Annotated in this window: 13 protein-coding genes; 9 read left to right on the top strand and 4 right to left on the bottom strand. The window is 67.4% G+C overall.

From position 1 onward, the window contains the following. The first annotated feature begins 174 nt into the window (after nt 1–174). The 9 genes from A4F85_RS07830 (at nt 175) to A4F85_RS07870 (ending at nt 11,586) form a co-directional block, all read left to right on the top strand. On the top strand, nt 175–1,773 hold the full coding sequence (locus A4F85_RS07830; protein ID WP_063326235.1) for an AMP-binding protein: 1,599 nt from the start codon (nt 175–177) through the stop codon (nt 1,771–1,773). A 1-nt stretch (nt 1,774) separates the two neighbouring features. Next, complete coding sequence (locus tag A4F85_RS07835; RefSeq protein ID WP_063326236.1) at nt 1,775–2,998, top strand: acyl-CoA dehydrogenase family protein; 1,224 nt, start codon at nt 1,775–1,777, stop codon at nt 2,996–2,998. Nucleotides 2,999–3,039: 41 nt separating this feature from the next. Next, nucleotides 3,040–4,059: a tripartite tricarboxylate transporter substrate binding protein gene (locus A4F85_RS07840; protein ID WP_063326237.1), complete on the top strand. Its 1,020-nt coding sequence runs from the start codon at nt 3,040–3,042 to the stop codon at nt 4,057–4,059. A 94-nt stretch (nt 4,060–4,153) separates the two neighbouring features. Further along, nucleotides 4,154–6,217 (top strand): ABC-F family ATP-binding cassette domain-containing protein, encoded by a 2,064-nt coding sequence (locus A4F85_RS07845; RefSeq protein ID WP_063326238.1) that lies wholly within the window; start codon nt 4,154–4,156, stop codon nt 6,215–6,217. A gap of 246 nt (nt 6,218–6,463) precedes the next feature. After that, nucleotides 6,464–7,411, top strand: a complete 948-nt coding sequence (locus A4F85_RS07850) for a MurR/RpiR family transcriptional regulator (protein ID WP_231890494.1) — start codon at nt 6,464–6,466, stop codon at nt 7,409–7,411. After that, entirely contained in the window at nt 7,408–8,445 is a 1,038-nt protein-coding gene (locus A4F85_RS07855) for an amino acid ABC transporter substrate-binding protein (RefSeq protein WP_063326240.1), read from the top strand. Before A4F85_RS07850 ends, A4F85_RS07855 begins: the two co-directional genes overlap by 4 nt. A 20-nt stretch (nt 8,446–8,465) precedes the next feature. Further along, nucleotides 8,466–9,515 (top strand): ABC transporter permease subunit, encoded by a 1,050-nt coding sequence (locus A4F85_RS07860; RefSeq protein WP_063326241.1) that lies wholly within the window; start codon nt 8,466–8,468, stop codon nt 9,513–9,515. A gap of 17 nt (nt 9,516–9,532) precedes the next feature. Further along, nucleotides 9,533–10,615 (top strand): amino acid ABC transporter permease, encoded by a 1,083-nt coding sequence (locus A4F85_RS07865; protein WP_063326242.1) that lies wholly within the window; start codon nt 9,533–9,535, stop codon nt 10,613–10,615. Next, the gene (locus A4F85_RS07870; protein ID WP_063326243.1) at nt 10,612–11,586 is read left to right on the top strand and encodes an isoaspartyl peptidase/L-asparaginase family protein; all 975 of its coding nucleotides are present in this window, start codon (nt 10,612–10,614) and stop codon (nt 11,584–11,586) included. The genes A4F85_RS07865 and A4F85_RS07870 overlap by 4 nt, the downstream gene beginning before the upstream one ends. 95 nt (nt 11,587–11,681) lie before the next feature. Here the strand turns inward: A4F85_RS07870 and A4F85_RS30860 are convergent, their stop codons facing one another. The 4 genes from A4F85_RS30860 to A4F85_RS07885 all read right to left on the bottom strand — a co-directional run bounded on the left by A4F85_RS30860 (nt 11,682) and on the right by A4F85_RS07885 (nt 16,451). Further along, nucleotides 11,682–12,062, bottom strand: a complete 381-nt coding sequence (locus A4F85_RS30860) for a hypothetical protein (protein WP_197485469.1) — start codon at nt 12,060–12,062, stop codon at nt 11,682–11,684. A gap of 241 nt (nt 12,063–12,303) precedes the next feature. Next, complete coding sequence (phbB, locus tag A4F85_RS07875; RefSeq protein ID WP_012205436.1) at nt 12,304–13,041, bottom strand: acetoacetyl-CoA reductase; 738 nt, start codon at nt 13,039–13,041, stop codon at nt 12,304–12,306. Between the two features lie 212 nt (nt 13,042–13,253). Beyond that, on the bottom strand, nt 13,254–14,435 hold the full coding sequence (locus A4F85_RS07880; protein WP_013802555.1) for an acetyl-CoA C-acetyltransferase: 1,182 nt from the start codon (nt 14,433–14,435) through the stop codon (nt 13,254–13,256). 123 nt (nt 14,436–14,558) lie between these two features. Further along, nucleotides 14,559–16,451: a PHA/PHB synthase family protein gene (locus tag A4F85_RS07885; protein ID WP_063326244.1), complete on the bottom strand. Its 1,893-nt coding sequence runs from the start codon at nt 16,449–16,451 to the stop codon at nt 14,559–14,561. Nucleotides 16,452–16,453 lie beyond the last annotated feature (2 nt).

Genomic DNA, 16,453 nt, shown 5'->3' on the forward strand with positions numbered 1-16,453 from the left:
GCATGACCGCAGGGGTCTGGGCACGGGGTCATCAGCAAATACCGCAAGGGTTGATCTGGACATCAATTTTTCTGATGCGCCTGAATCACTAAACGGTATTTCCCCGCTCCAGGCCTCTTCTGGAACAGTGCATGGCACGCCGCGCAAAACGCGCGGCTTCAGCCAAGGAATGCCATGCACGAGACATCCCGGCCCACCGCAGGCCACACCCATTCCCACTCCCTTCCCATCCCCAATGTCGGCGAACTGGTCGCGCGCAGTTGCAAGGCCCACGGCGCGCAGCCGGCCGTGACCAGCGCCGCGCGCAGCATCAGCTATGCCGAGCTGGAACAGCGCTCCAACCGGCTGGCCAATGCGTTGGCGGCGCTGGGCCTGTCCCGTGGCGACCGCGTGGGCATCTACCTGCCCAACTGCGTGGAAATCGTGGAGATCGAGATCGCCTGCTACAAGGCCGGGCTCATCAAGGCGCCCTTCAACGCACGCCTTTCGCCGCGCGAAGTGGGCGATATCGCGGCCAACAGCGATGCCGCCGTCATCGTGACCACCGCAGCGCGCGCAGAGGCCTTCAAGCCGCACCTGCAGTCCGCCGACGTTCGCCTGCTGCTGCTGGACGGCCCCGCCGGCGAAAGCTACGAGGCCCTGCTCGCCCGCGCCAGCGACCGCTTCCAGCCCGTGGCCGTGCACGAGCACGAGGTGGCCGTGCTCCACTACACCTCGGGCTCCTCGGGCGTGCTCAAGGCCGCCATGCAGACCTTCGGCAACCGCCTGGCCCAGCTGCGAAAATTCCTGATGCGCGGCGAAGGCATGCAGGCCGGCCACGTGCTGGGCCTGGTGGGGCCGGTCACGCACGCCTCGGGCATGCAGATGGTGCCGGCGCTGTGCACGGGCGCCACCATCCACCTGTTCTCGGGCTTCGAGCCTGGCGCCTTCATGGCCGAGATGCAGGCGCGGCGCGTGACCCATACCTTCATGGTGCCCACCATGATCAACATGCTGCTGGCCGAGATCGGCGGCCGCTACCGCCCCCTGCCCGACCTGCTGCGCCTGGGCTACGGCGCAGCGCCCATGGCGCCCGCGCGCATCCTGCAGGCCATGGACGTGTTCGGCCCCATCCTGTCCCAGGGCTACGGCGCAGGCGAGACCACCTCCGGCGTCTGCGGCCTGACGGTGCAGGACCACCTGCAGGCGCGCGCATCGCGCCCCGAGCGGCTGGCTTCCTGCGGACGGCCCTTCCTGGAATCCCTGGTCGAAGTGCTGGACGACGAGGGCCGCCCGGTGCCCGAGGGCGAGATCGGCGAGATCGTGGTCAGCGGCGCCGATGTCTTTGCAGGCTACTGGCGCGCGCCCGAGCTGACGGCCGAGGTGCTCAGGAACGGCCGCTACCACACGGGCGACCTGGCCCGCATGGACGAGCAGGGCTTTGTCTACATCGTGGACCGCAAGAAGGACATGGTCATCAGCGGCGGCTTCAACGTCTATCCGTCCGAGGTGGAGTCCGTGCTCTACGAACATGCCTCGGTGGCCGATGCCTGCGTGTTCGCCATTCCCGACGACAAATGGGGCGAGGCCGTGGCCGCCCACATCGTGCTCAAGCCCGGCCTGGCCGGCGACAGCGCCGCGCTGGACCGCTTTTGCGCCGAGCGCCTGGGCGGCTTCAAGCGCCCGCGCCACATCGAATTTGTGCAGCAGCTGCCCAAGAACCCCAACGGCAAGGTCATGCGCCGCGCCGTGCAGGCGCCCTACTGGGCCAACCACGCCCGCAAGGTGAACTGAGATGAACGCCAAGGACACACTCCCCGCCGCCAACGCTGCCCTGCTGGAAATGCCCTTTGAAGGCTCCGAGCGCGCAGCCGGCCTGATCGACGCGCTCAACGCCTTCATCCACGGCGAACTGGCCGACCTCGCCCGCGCGCATGGCGTGGACCATGAAAACAGCGCTTCCACCGAGCTGCTGCGCCAGGTCTGGAAACTGTCGCATGCGCGCGGCTTCTACGGCATGACCCTGCCCGAGGCCATGGGCGGCGCCGGCCTGTCCGTGTTGGACCAGGTGCTGGTCAAGGAGGCCATCTACGCCACGGGCTCGCCCTTCGCGCCCCATGTGCTGGGCGAACTCAGCGGCCCGCCGCGCATAGGCGCGCTGATCCGCAAGGCCACGCCCTTGCAGATGGAGCAGTTCATCCTGCCCGTGGCGCGCGCCGAGAAATCCATCTGCTTTGCGCTGACCGAGGCGGCGGCCGGCTCGGACGCGGGCGCGCTGGAGACGCGCGCCGTGCTGGAGGGCGACCACTACGTGCTCCACGGCCGCAAGCGCTTCATCTCGGGCTCGCCGTTCGCCGACTTGGCCGTGCTCATGGCCTCGACCGCGCCAGAGGGCAGCCCGCAGCGCGAGATCAGCGCCTTCTTCGTGGACCTGCATGCCCCGGGCGTGCAGGTGGTCAGCGGCTACAAGACCATGGCTGGGCAGTCCAGCACGGGGGACATCGTGCTCGACGGCTGCCGCGTGCCCGCTGCCCAGTTGATCGGCGAGCCGGGCCGGGGCCTGGCCCTGGCGCTGGGCCGCATCACCGTCAACCGCCTGCTGCACTGCCCGGCCATGCTGGGCCTGGCCCAGGTGGCGCTGCGCGATGCGCGCGACTATGCGCTGGGGCGCCAGCAATTCGGCCGCAGCATTGCCCAGTTCCAGTCCATACAGCACATGCTGGCCGACATGGCCACCGAATGGATGGCGGCGCGCGCACTGATGGTGCAGACGGCCCGCGCCATCGACGTCGGCATCGATGCGCGCGCCCAGGCCTCGATGAGCAAGCTGTTCTGCTCGGAGACGGCGTTCCGCATTGCCGACCGCGCCGTGCAGATCCATGGCGGCGAAGGCATCGTCCAGGGCCGGCGCGTGGAATTCCTGTTCCGCATGCTGCGCATGTACCGCGTGCTCACGGGCACCAGCGAGATACAGCGCAACACCATCGCCAAGGAACTGCTGGAGCGGGCCGGCGCCTGAGGCCGGTCGGCATAGAAGCGAAAAGACAAGGAGACAACGCCATGCAAGACAATCCATCCCAAAGGCCGGACCGACGCCGATTCCTGCGCACTGCGGGCGCCGCATCGCTTGCCGCAGGCCTGCCCTGGGCCACCACAGCCGCCACAGCCACCACACACGACAGCGCCTGGCCCACGCGCCCCATCAAATGGGTGGTGCCCTACCTGGCCGGCACCAGCCCCGACACGGCCGCGCGCATCGTGGCCGAGGCGCTGTCCGCCCAGCTGGGCCAGCCCGTGGTGATAGACAACCGCGCCGGCGCAGGCGGCAACATCGGCGCACGCCAGGTGGCCAAGGCGCCGGCGGACGGCTACACCCTGCTGTACTCGGGCTCGCCCATGGCCGCCGCCATGCGCATGTACAAAAGCCCGGGCTACGACGTGTTCAAGGACTTCCGCCATGTGCTGGGCATGTCGCGCTCCGACATCCTGGTCGTCGTGCATGCCGACTCTGGCATGCGCACGCTGGACGACCTGGCCGCTCGCGCCAAGGCCAGGCCGGGGGCGCTGGACTATGCCTCGGGCGGCGTGGGCACGCCATCGCACCTGGGCGTGGAGATGCTGGCCTCCAGCATGGGCCTGCAGGTCAACCATGTGCCCTACAAGGGCGCGTCCGAGCTGGTCAATGCCGTGCTGGGTCAGCAGGTAGCGTTCGGCGCCCCGCTGTTTTCCGTGGCCTATCCCCAGGTGCTGGCCGGCAAGCTGGTGCCGCTGGCCATTGCCGGGCCGCAGCGCAATGCCAAGCTGCCCCAGGTGCAGACGCTGGCCGAACTGGGCGTGCCCAATGTCAACCTCACGTCCTGGGGCGGCGTGTCCGTGCCGGCCGCCACGCCCGAGCCCATCGTCCAGCGGCTGCGCACGGCGCTGGAGGAGGTGCTCAGGCAGCCCAGGGTCATCGCCTTGCTGGAGCAGGAAGGCGGCAAGGTCGCCATCACCAGCGCCGACGCCTATGCCAAGGGCTTCGAGCGCGAGATCCAGTTCACCCAGTCCATGATGCAGCGCGTGGGCATACAGCCGATCTAGGGCCTGGTACCAGGGCTTTGCACCGTGGCCGGGCACGGGCATGGCGGGCGGCAATCCTGCACTGGCGCAATCGCTGGGATAATCCTGCCCATTCATGATCAGCCTTCGCAACATTACCCTGCGCCGCGGCACCCGCGTGCTGCTGGACAGCACCTCCGTCTCCATCAACCCCGGTGAAAAAGTCGGCCTTGTCGGACGCAATGGCGCCGGCAAGTCCAGCCTGTTCGCCCTGCTCAACGGCAGCCTGGCCGAGGACGGTGGAGAGTTCTCCATCCCTTCGCAATGGCGCCTGGGCCAGGTCGCGCAGAACATGCCCGAGACCTCGGAGACGGCCACCCAGTTCGTGCTGGACGGCGACACCCGCCTGAGCGAGCTCAACGCCCAGCTCGCGGCCGCCGAGGCCAGCGAGGACGGCATGGCCATCGCCCACGCCCACGTGGACCTGGCCGACGCCGGCGCGCACGATGCCGTGCCGCGCGCACAGGCCCTGATCCTGGGCCTGGGCTTCAAGGTCTCCGAGCTGGAGCACCCCGTCAACAGCTTCTCCGGCGGCTGGCGCATGCGCCTGCAGCTGGCGCGCGCACTGATGTGCCCCTCCGACCTGCTGCTGCTGGACGAGCCCACCAACCACTTGGACCTGGACGCCTTGGTCTGGCTGGAAGCCTGGCTCAAGCGCTACCCCGGCACCCTGGTCGTGATCAGCCATGACCGCGAATTCCTGGACGCCATCACCAACACCACGCTGCACATAGAAAACGCGCAGGTCACGCGCTATGGCGGCAACTACAGCAAGTTCGAGGAACTGCGCGCCCAGCAGATCCTGCTGCAGCAGGCCTCGTTCGAGCGCCAGCAGGACAAGATCGCCCACCTGCAGAAATTCATCGACCGCTTCAAGGCCAAGGCCTCCAAGGCCAAGCAGGCGCAAAGCCGCGTCAAGCAGATCGAGCGCATGGAAAAGGTCGCCCCCATGCTGGCCAGCGCCGATTTCACCTTCGAGTTCAAGCCGCCGGCCAACCTGCCCAACCCCATGCTGGCGATCACGGACGCCGCATTCGGCTACCTGGACGACGAAGGCCAGGCGACCACCATCCTGCGCGGCGTCAACCGCTCGGTGCTGGCGGGCCAGCGCATCGGCATCCTGGGCGCCAACGGCCAGGGCAAGTCCACCCTGGTCAAGACCATTGCGCGCGAGATGAAGGCCCTGGCCGGCACCGTGACCGAAGGCAAGGGCCTGAACATCGGCTACTTCGCCCAGCAGGAACTGGACGTGCTGCGCCCTGGCGAGAACCCCATGGAGCACATGATCCGCCTGGCACGGGACACCGGCGCCACCGGCCCGCAGGCCCGCGAGCAGGACCTGCGCAGCTACCTGGGCACGTTCAATTTCAGCGGCGACATGGTCAAGCAGGCCGTGGGTAGCATGAGCGGCGGCGAAAAGGCCCGCCTGGTGCTGGCCATGATCGTCTGGCAGCGCCCCAACCTGCTGCTGCTGGACGAGCCCACCAACCACCTGGACCTGGCCACGCGCGAGGCCCTGGCCATGGCCATCAACGACTTCGACGGCACCGTCATGCTGGTCAGCCACGACCGCGCGCTGCTGCGCTCGGTCTGCGAGGACTTCTGGCTGGTCGGCCGTGGCGTGGTCGGCCCCTTCGACGGCGACCTGGACGACTACCAGCGCTACCTGCTGGAAGAATCCCGCCGTCTGCGCGAAGAGGCCCGCAAGGCCGAACAGGCGGCTGCGGCCACCAGCAAGGCGGCAGCGCAGGTGGAGCCCGCAGCACATGCAGCACCTGCAGTGCAGGCCCCCGTGGCTGCTGCGCTGGCGCCGGCTCCCGCTGCCCCGTCCACGCCACCGGCCGCCAGCGCCGGCGACCAGCGCGAGCAACGGCGCCTGGCCGCCCTGGCCCGCCAGCAGATGGCCGAGAAGACCCGGCCGTTCAAGAAGGAACTGGAACAGCTGGACAAGCGCCTGCCCCAGCTGCAGGCCGAGCGCACGCGGCTCGAAGGCCTGCTGAGCCAGCCCATCTCGCCCGCCGACATGGCCGAGACGGGCCGCAGCCTCAAGGCCTGCAACGACGAGATCGACAGCCTGGAAGAGCGCTGGCTGGAACTGAGCGAGCAGATCGAACAGCTGTCGGCCGCGATTTCCGACTGATTCCAGTCGTTCTCGAAAACCAGGCGGTCCCATGGGACCGCCTGCCCCAAGCGTCGTCCCGCGTGAAGACGGCGCGCCACTTCGGCTCCGCCCAAGTGCGCCCCTGAGGCCTCGCCCTCCCCCACTCCCCTCACGCCCCCGCAGCCAGCGGAACGCATGGATCGTTCGGTTCAGGGTTTCTCCTGAATGAAAGATTTCATTCTTAAAAAATAATGATTGAAAGAGACCATTCACTTTCATTCATTCATGGAACTCCACCCCCATCCCGCCGTACAGGAACTGCTGCGCGCCAGCGTCGATGGCTCGCCCGCCGTCGCCCGGGTCGGCCGCTGGATAGCCGCGCATCCGGTGCTGGCCGTCACGCTGAGCGCCGAAGAAGTAGCCAATGCCTGCGGTGGCTCCCTGGCTGCCGTCAACCGCTTCGCCAAGCACGCCGGCTACGAAGGCTTTGCCGATTTGCGCCTGCACCTGGGCCGCCAGCTGCAGCAGGCCCTGGAGCCCGTGAACAAGCTGCGCGCGGCGCATGGGCCCGAAGCCGCCACGGCAGGCGCCGTGGGCACCATGGGCGAGCAGGCTTTCGGGCACACGCAGCGCAACCTGCAGGCGGCTGCGCAGGCCTGCGACCCCGGCCTGCTCGACCAACTGGCCCAGCGCATCTGCCGCGCCCGCCGTGTGCTCTTCATGGGGTTCGGCAGCTCCCACCATGTGGCGGCCTTTGGCGCCGACGTGCTGCAACCCTATCTGCCGCAGGTGGTGGAAGTGACCTCCGCAGGCGGATCGGAACAGGCGGTACGCCGCATGACAGGGCTGACGGAGCAGGACGTGCTGATCGCCATTTCCCTGCCGCGCTACTCGCGCGAAGCCGTCGCGCTGACGGCGCACGCACGCCAGCGGGGCGCCCTGACCATCGCCATCACCGACGAGGCCACGAGTCCGCTGGCCCGCGAGGCCGACTACACGCTGCTGGCGCCCGCCTCGCATCCCCTGCTGCCTTCATCGCCAATGGCGGCCATGGCCATGGTCGAGGCACTGGCCACCCAGGTCATCCGCGCCACGCCCCAGGCCGTGCGCAGCCTGGTCGAGCTGTCCGAGTCAGTGCTTCCCTACCTGACTCCGGACGCCGATACCGCTTCGCCGGCGGCAGGCAAGCCGCAACCCCAGGCCCCTCATCCCGCTGGAAAGGATTCACCATGAACGCCCCTGCCCGTCTGCGCCTTGCGCTTGCATCGATGGCCGCCCTCTTCACACTCGCTGCCGCGCCCGCCCACGCTGGCAAGACGCTGGACGGCATCAAGCAGCGCGGCGCCGTGGCCTGCGGCGTGCACACGGGGCGCGCAGGCTTTGCGCTCGCCGACGGCAGCGGCAACTGGTCCGGGCTGGACGTGGATCTGTGCCGTGCCGTGGCCGCCGCCACCCTGGGCGACGCCAGCAAGGTCAAGTTCATTCCCACCAGCGGCCAGACACGCATCACGGCGCTGCAGTCCGGCGAGATCGATCTGCTGGCACGCAACACCACCTGGACCTTCACGCGCGACAACGGCCTGGGCCTGATGTGGGCGGGCGTCAATTTCCACGATGGCCAGGGCTTCATGGCCAGGAAGAAGCCCGGCCTGAACAGCGTCAAGCAGCTCTCTGGCGCCACCATCTGCGTGATCAGCGGATCCACCACGGAAAAGACCCTGTCGGAGTACTTTCGCGCCCACAAGCTCAACTACAAGGCGGTGGTGTTCGACAACCCCGAAGCCGCCCTGCAGGCCTTCAGCAGCGGACGCTGCCAGGCCTATACAGGCGACCTCGGCGCCCTGGCCGTGCTGCGCGGCAAGGAGCTGGCCAACCCCGACGACTACGTGATCCTGCCCGAAGTCATCTCCAAGGAGCCGGCCGGCCCGGCCGTGCGCCGCGGTGACGACGAATGGTTCGCCGTCGTGCGCTGGACACTCAACGCCATGATCGAGGCCGAGGAACTGGGCATCACCCAGGCCAATGCCGACGAGCTCAAGACCCGCTCCGACAGCATCCAGGTCAAGCGTTTCCTGGGCCAGAGCGACGACTTGGGCAAGCAGCTGGGGCTGGACAGGGAATGGGCGCTGCGCATCGTCAAGGCCGTGGGCAACTATGGCGAGAGCTATGAGCGCAACCTGGGCGCCAAGTCCGGATTGAACGTGCCGCGCGGCAAGAACTCCCTGTTCACCAAGGGCGGCCTGATGATGTCGCCGCCGATGAACTGACGCGCCGAGGGCACCCTGCCATGAATGCCGCGAACGCTGTGGATGCTGCGAAAGCCGTGAATGCCATCGACGCCGGGGCACGGCAGCCGCCGGCCCCCACCCGGCCACGCTGGGGCCGGCTGGCCTTGCAGCTCGCCATCGGCTGGCTGCTGATATTGCTGCTGGGCTGGCTGGCGCACAACGCCAGCCGCAACATGGCCGCGCGCGGCATTGCCGGGGGCTTCGGCTTTCTGGAGCAGACGGCCGGCTTTTCCATCTCCGAAGGGCTGCTGCCCTACGAGCCCGGCGACAGCTACCTGCGTGCGGTCGCGGCCGGCGTGGCCAACACGGTTCGCGCCGCCGTGCCCGCGCTCGTGCTGGCCACCGTGCTGGGCCTGCTGCTGGGCGTGGCCGCCGTGGCAAGGCATCCGCTGCTGCGCGGCGCCGTGCGCCTCTATGTCGATGTGGCGCGCAACATCCCGTTGCTGGTGCAGGTGCTGCTGTGGTATTTCGCGCTCACCTCGCTGCTGCCCGATGTGGACCGCCCTCTGGCCATCGGCCCCCTGGGCTTTCTGAGCAAGGCGGGGCTGGCCCTGCCCGGCCCGGTGTACGACAGCGCGGCGGGCTGGCACTGGAGCTCGCCGAAACCGGGCATGTTCGGCATCGACGGAGGACTGGCGCTGACGCCGGAATTCCTGGCCCTGGTGGGAGCCCTGGGCCTGTATGCCGCCGCTTATTGCGCGGAAATCGTGCGCGCCGGTCTGCAGGCCGTGCCGCGCGGGCAATGGAATGCTGCCTCGGCCCTGGGCATGCGCCGCGGCCAGCAGTTGCGCCTGGTCGTGCTGCCGCAGGCCCTGCGGGTGATCATTCCCCCCTATACCAACCTGGCGCTCAGCACCATCAAGAACTCCTCGCTGGCCGTGGCCATCGGCTACCCCGACGTGGTGATGGTCGCCAACACCGCCATGAGCCAGACCGGCCAGGCCATCGAGTGCGTGACCATCATCGCGGTGGTCTACCTGGCCATCAACCTGCTGACCTCGCTGGCATTGAATGCCTTCAACCAGCGCAGTGCCTTCATCACACGCTAGCCGGGAAAGACCTGCCCATGAGTGCCGTACTCCGCGCACCGGCCCTGCCGGTGGCCCCGCCCCGGGTTCCGCTGGCGCAGCGCCTGCGAGCCAGCCTGTTTCCGGATGCGCTCTCCGGGCTCATCACCGCAACGCTGCTGCTGGCCGCGCTGTGGGCGGGCTGGAAGCTGCTGGCCTGGGGCCTGCTCGACGCCGAAACCGCAGCCAACCCCGACACATGCCGCGCTGCGGCCGGCGCCTGCTGGGGCGTGGTGCGCGACAAGTACCGTCTGGTGTTCCTGGGGCGCTACCCCATGGCCGAACAGTGGCGCCCCGTCGCCGCCAGCCTGCTGCTGCTGGGCAGCGTGGGGGTGGCGGCACTGCCGCGCTTCTTCGGCCGCGCCGGCATGGCAATGCTGCTGGCCGGGTTGACCGGCTTTGGCGTGCTGATGGCGGGCGGTGTGGCCGGCCTGGCACCCGTGCCCAGCGATCTGTGGGGGGGCCTGCCGCTGACCCTGTTCCTTGCCGTGATCGCCTGCCTGGCCGGCGTTCCGCTGGGCATTCTGCTGGCGCTGGGCCGGCGCTCCAGCCTGCCCTTGATCCGCATCCTGTGCACGGGCTTCATCGAGGCCGTGCGCGGCGTGCCCCTGATCACGCTGCTGTTCTTCGGGGCCTTCGTGCTGCCCATGCTGGTGCCCGCGCAATGGCGGGTGGACCCCATGGTCCGCATCGCCGTCTGCCTGGCGGCCTTCAGCGCCGCCTATCTTGCCGAGGTGTTTCGCGGCGGGCTGCAGGCCGTGCCCCAGGGCCAGGTCATGGCGGCCCAGGCCATGGGCTTCACCAGGGTGCAGGTGCTGCGCCACGTGGTCCTGCCGCAGGCACTGCGCGTGACCATCGCGCCCACGGTGAGCAACTTCATCGGCGCGGTGAAGGACACCTCCCTGGTGGCGATCGTGAATATCTACGACATCACAGGCTCCCTGAAGATGGCCATGAGCGACCCCCACTGGATTGCGTACTTCGTGGAGATGTACATGGTGGTCTGTGCCGTCTACCTGCTCATCGGCCTGGGCATCGCCCGCTATGGCCGCTTCCTGGAATCGCGCTACGCACTCCAATGAACATGTCCCAGAACTCCCGCAAATTTTCCATTGCCGTGCACGGCGGCGCAGGCACCGTCATCCAGGGCCAGGCCGACGAGGCCCCCTACCACGCCGCGCTGGCCCAGGCGCTGGAGGCGGGCGCCGCCCTGCTGCGGCGCGGCGCCAGCGCGCTGGACGCAGTCCAGGCCGCGTGCCAGTCCCTGGAAGACTGCCCGCTGTTCAATGCCGGGCGCGGCTCCGTCTACACGCGCGACGCGCGCCACGAGATGGATGCCGGCCTGATGGACGGCAGCAACCTGCGGGCCGGCGCAGTCGCTTCCGTCAGCCAGGTGCGCAATCCGATTGCGCTGGCACGGCATGTTCTTGACGGCGGCCAGTGCGTGCTCCTGGTCGGCGAAGGGGCGCAACGGTTTGCCGATGAACGCGGGCTGGCGCGGATGGATGCCGGCTACTTCGACTCTGCCGAGCGCCTGGCACAGCTGCGCCGGGTGCAGGCGCAATCCGGCCAGACCGCGCTGCTGGACCACGACGCCAGCGGACTGGTGGCGCACCCGGCTCCGCTGAACGAGAACGGCAAGATGGGCACGGTCGGCGCCGTGGCGCGCGATGTGCATGGCAACCTGGCCGCCGCGGCATCCACCGGCGGGCTGACCAACAAGCGCCCCGGGCGCGTGGGCGACACGCCCGTGGTGGGTGCAGGTTTCTACGCCGACAGCACCACCTGCGCCGTGGCGGCCACCGGAACCGGCGAGCATTTCCTGCGCGCAGCCATCGCGCACGACATCCATGCGCGCATGCGCTACCTGGGGCAAAGCCTGGAACTCGCAGCCGACGCCGCAGTGCGGGGCACGCTGACACACATCGGTGGCCAGGGCGGCGTGGTGGCCGTGGACAGCCAGGGACGCGTGCACTGCCCCTTCAACAGCGCCGGCATGTACCGCGGCTACATCGTGGACGACGCGCCTGCCGTGACCCTGATTTTTGCCTGAGGGACGTTTTCGCCCCGGGTTGACCTGTGCCCACGCATTGCGGGCAACGAGGCGTAACAGCATCGGCATTGGCTCGCCGTGCCCGTAAGCCTCTGTCAGGAAACGGATTTTTTCTCACCGCGCCAGAAATCTGTCTTCAAACTGACAGATCCCCACCTCCAGGCTTGCAATTGCTTGCGTCCTGGGGCAATCCCTGAGTCAACCTGCAGCCACTTGCCCGCGTTGAACACGCAACAAAGGAGTGATTGCACATGACCGACATCTTTTCCCACACCGCCCTGCAGACCCGCTTTGCAGCCGCTGCGCTGGCCCAAGCTGTCTGGCCATGGGATGACCGTGACCGCAAGCGCGGCCCCCGCAACGCCTGAAAACCGGGTCACAAAAAAGTTTCGACTTCCTTCGAAAATTTTTTGAAAACCTGTCAACCAGCTGAATCTGGCCCGCGTTAAGAGAGCAATACAGGAGAAAGTTTCCATGCAAACGACTGCCATCATGTCCATCTGGCCCGAAGACGAACGCGATCGCAAGCGCTGAGGCGCTGGCTGGCGCACGCGGTGCCCCAGTCTCTGACACCACCGGTCTGACGGCCTTCCGTGCAGACCCCCTCTTCCACAGAACCCGCTTCAGCGGGTTTTGTCATTTCTGGGACATTTGCAGCGGGGCTGCCCAACAAAAAAGGAGCCCGAAGGCTCCTTTGCAGCGCGAACCCTTGCAGGTTCAATGCATGTGCAGGCCACCGTTGACCGAAAAATCGGCGCCAGTGGAGTAGCCGCCTTCCTCCGAAGCCAGCCAGGCGATGATCGATGCGATCTCGCTGGGCTCGCCCAGGCGCTTGACGGGGATGGTGCCCACGATCTTCTCCAGCACGTCGGGACGGATGGCCTTGACCATGTCGGTGCCGATGTAGCCGGGGCTCACGGTGTTCACGGTCACGCCCTTGGTGGCCATCTCCTGCGCCAGCGCCATGGTGAAGCCGTGCATGCCTGCCTTGGCGGCCGAGTAATTGGTCTGCCCGGCCTGGCCCTTGGCGCCATTGACCGAGCTGATGTTGATGATGCGGCCCCAGCCCTTTTCCACCATGTCGCCCACGACCTGCTTGGTCACGTTGAACATGGAGTTGAGGTTGGTCTCGATGACGGCCTGCCAGTCTTCCGGCGTCATCTTGATGAACATGCGGTCACGCGTGATGCCGGCATTGTTGACCAGCACATCGATGCTGCCGTGCTCGGCCTTGGTCTTGCTGAAGGCCTCGACGGTGGAAGCCCAGTCGCCCACATTGCCGACCGATGCATGGAAGTTGTATCCCAGCGCCTTTTGCTCGTCCAGCCACTTCTGGAAGTCGCGCGACGGACCGCAACCTGCGATGACCTTGAAGCCTTCCTTGTGCAGACGCTGGCAGATAGCCGTTCCGATGCCTCCCATTCCCCCTGTGACATACGCTACTTTTTGAGCCATTCTTCTCTCCTGTCAATCAATGGTTGCTTCAGATCAATCTATCCACGACAACCGGGGCATTGACTCCGGTTATCACCAAGGGTGCCTGAACCTCTGGGTCCGGCACCCCCGTATGGCTAGTATGCAGCGCGTGCGCTGCGCCTCTCTTCGGGCAGGCCCTAGGCAGGCCTAGGATCTACCCTGAAAGCTTGCTAACGTTTTCCCGGAGCCCTTCAGACGCGCTCCACCGCCATGGCCACGCCCATGCCGCCGCCGATGCACAGGCCGGCCAGGCCCTTCTTGGCGCCGCTGCGCTGCATCTCGTGCAGCAGGGTCACCAGGATGCGGGCGCCCGATGCGCCGATGGGGTGGCCGATGGCAATGGCGCCGCCGTTGACGTTGACCTTGGCCGGGTCGATGCCCAGCTCCTGGTTCACCGCACAGGCCTGGGCCGCAAAGGCTTCGTTCAGCTCGAACAGGTCCACGTCCTGCGCGGTCCAGCCCGCACGCTCCAGCGCCTTGCGCGAGGCGAACACCGGGCCCAGGCCCATGGTGGCGGGGTCCAGGCCGCTGGTGGCGTAGGAGACGATGCGCGCCAGCGGCGTCAGGCCCAGGGCCTTGGCCTTGGAGGCGCTCATCACCACCACGGCGGCCGCGCCATCGTTCAGGCCCGAGGCGTTGCCGGCCGTCACCGAGCCGGCCTTGTCGAAGGCCGGGCGCAGGCCTGCCAGAGCGTCGGCATTGGTCTTGCGGTTGATGTACTCATCGGCCGCGAACACCACGGGATCGCCCTTGCGCTGGGGAATGCTGACGGGAACGATTTCGTCCACGAACTTGCCTGCGTCCTGTGCGGCCGTGGCCTTTTGCTGGCTGGCCAGGGCCAGGGCATCCTGCTGCTCGCGGCTGACGCTCTTTTCCTTGGCCACGTTCTCGGCCGTGATGCCCATGTGGTACTGGTTGTAGACGTCCCACAGGCCGTCCACGATCATGGTGTCGGCCATCTTCCAGTCGCCCATGCGCTGGCCGTCGCGCGAGCCCGGCAGCACGTGGGGCGACAGGCTCATGTTCTCCTGGCCGCCGGCCACGACGATCTCGCTGTCGCCCGTGGCCACGGCCTGGGCTGCCAGCATCACGGCCTTCAGGCCCGAGCCGCAGACGGCGTTGATGGTGAGGGCCGGGGTTTCCTTGGCAACACCGGCCTTCATCATGGCCTGGCGTGCAGGGTTCTGGCCTGCGCCAGCGGCCAGCACCTGGCCCATGATGACTTCACCGACCTGGTCGGTGCCGACCTTGGCGCGGTTCAGTGCCTCGCGGATCACGATGGAGCCCAGTTCGGTGGCAGGGATCTTGGCAAGGGTGCCGCCAAACTTGCCAACGGCAGTACGGACAGCGGAAACGATGACGATGTCTTCCATGATGACGGACCTTTCTTTGGACTCTTGAAGGGATGCCCGGGCGCACATTGCCGCAGTCGCGGCAGCGGCACCCTGCATTCAAGCCGCAGCGTTATTGCACTGCAGCATCGAAACGATTGTGCCTCAGGCCTTGACCAGTACGTAGCGGCCCGGGGCCGGCTCGATGGCCGTGTATTCCCTGCCTTTGCCGTACTGCTTGGGCGCTGCGACCAGCTTGCCGCCGTGCTCGGCCAGCCAGGGGCTCCAGTCGGCCCACCAACTGCCCGGGTACTCGTCGGCGCCGGCCTGCCATTCCTTGAGCGTGGGCGGCAACTGGCCGTCCTCGCGCAGCCAGTAGCTGCGCTTTTTCTTGGCCGGCGGATTGATCACGCCCGCGATGTGGCCCGATGCGCCCATCACAAAACGCTTGTCGCCGCCCAGCACCTGGGTGGACGCATAGGAGCCGCCCACGGGCACGATGTGGTCCTCGCGCGAGCCGTAGATATAGGCCGGCAGGCGCAGCTGGTGCATGTCGATGCGCTCGCCGCAGACGGTCAGCGCGCCGGGCTGGGCCAGCTTGTTTTCCAGGTAGAGGTTGCGCAGATACCAGGCGTAGTACGGGCCGGGCAGGTTGGTGGAGTCGCTGTTCCAGTACAGCAGGTCGAACGGCGGGGGAGTCTCGCCCTTGAGGTAGTTGCCCACCACGTAGTTCCAGACCAGGTCGTTGGGCCGCAGAAAGCTGAAGGTGGACGCCAGGTCCTGGCCCTTCATGAGGCCGCCCTCGCCCATCTGCATCTCACGGAAGCGCACCACGGATTCGTCGATGAAGACATCGAGGATGCCGGTGTCGCTGAAGTCGATGAAGGTGGTCAGCAGCGTGACGCTGGCCACGGGAAACGGCACGCCGGCCGGCGCCGTGGCGCGGGCTGTGGATGTGCGGGCGGCGCTGCGGCTGCCAGCCGCGCGTTTGGTCGCAGGCGCCTTGGCCGCCGGAGCGGCAGTTGCGCCATGCTCGCGGTCATGGCGCGCCTGCAGCACGGCCAGCGCGGTGGACAGCATGGTGCCGCCCACGCAAAAGCCCAGCACATTGATCTGCTCGGCTCCCGCGATCTCGCGCGCCACGCGGATGCCGGTGAGCACGCCGTCCTCGATGTAGTTGTCCCAGGTCTTGCGCGCCAGGCTTTCGTCGGGGTTGCGCCAGCTCATCACGAAGGTGCGATGTCCCTGGCTGACGGCGTAGCGGATCAGCGAGTTGTCGGGCTGCAGGTCCAGGATGTAGAACTTGTTGATGCAGGGCGGCACCATGAGGAAGGGCCGCTCGTGCACCTTGTCCGTCAGCGGCTTGTATTCGATGAGCTGAAACAGCTCGTTCTCGAAAACCACGGCGCCTTCGGTGGTGGCGACGTTCTTGCCCACGGTGAACAGGCTCTCGTCGGTCATGGACACATGGCCCTGGCGCATGTCGGCCAGCAGGTTGGCCACGCCCTGGGCCAGGCTCTCGCCCTGGGTTTCGATGGCTTTCTTCTGGGCCTCGGCATTGAGTGCCAGGAAGTTGCTGGGCGCCATGGCCGCCAGCCATTGCTCGATGGCGAAGCGCACGCGGTTGCGCGTCTTGTCATCGGCCTGCACGGCATCGGCCAGGCCCATGAGCATGCGGCTGTTGAGCAGATAGGTGGCGGCCGTGGCCGCCGTCAGCGGATTGCCGGCCCACGATTCGGTATTGAAACGCTTGTCCTTGGCCAGCAGCGCCTGGGCGCCGCCCTGCTCGGCCATGGCCTTGGCACCATCCAGGTACTGGCGCTGCAGCTCCAGCAGCTTTTCGGGGTCCAGCGACAGCGCGTTCTCGGGCAGGGCGCCGGGTTCGGGGACCGCCGCTTTCCAGGCCTGGGCCATGTCCGGCATGCCTGGCATGCCCTGGGTTCCCGGAAGGCCTGGTTGCCCCAGCTGCTGCAGTGTCTGCAGCGTGCGGCTCCATTGCTCGTTCCAGAATTGCTGGACGGATTGGCCTGACAGGCCAGCGAGTGGGTCAAAATTCATGC

Source organism: Delftia sp. GW456-R20 (assembly GCF_001622915.1).
Classification (GTDB): domain Bacteria; phylum Pseudomonadota; class Gammaproteobacteria; order Burkholderiales; family Burkholderiaceae_C; genus Comamonas; species Comamonas acidovorans.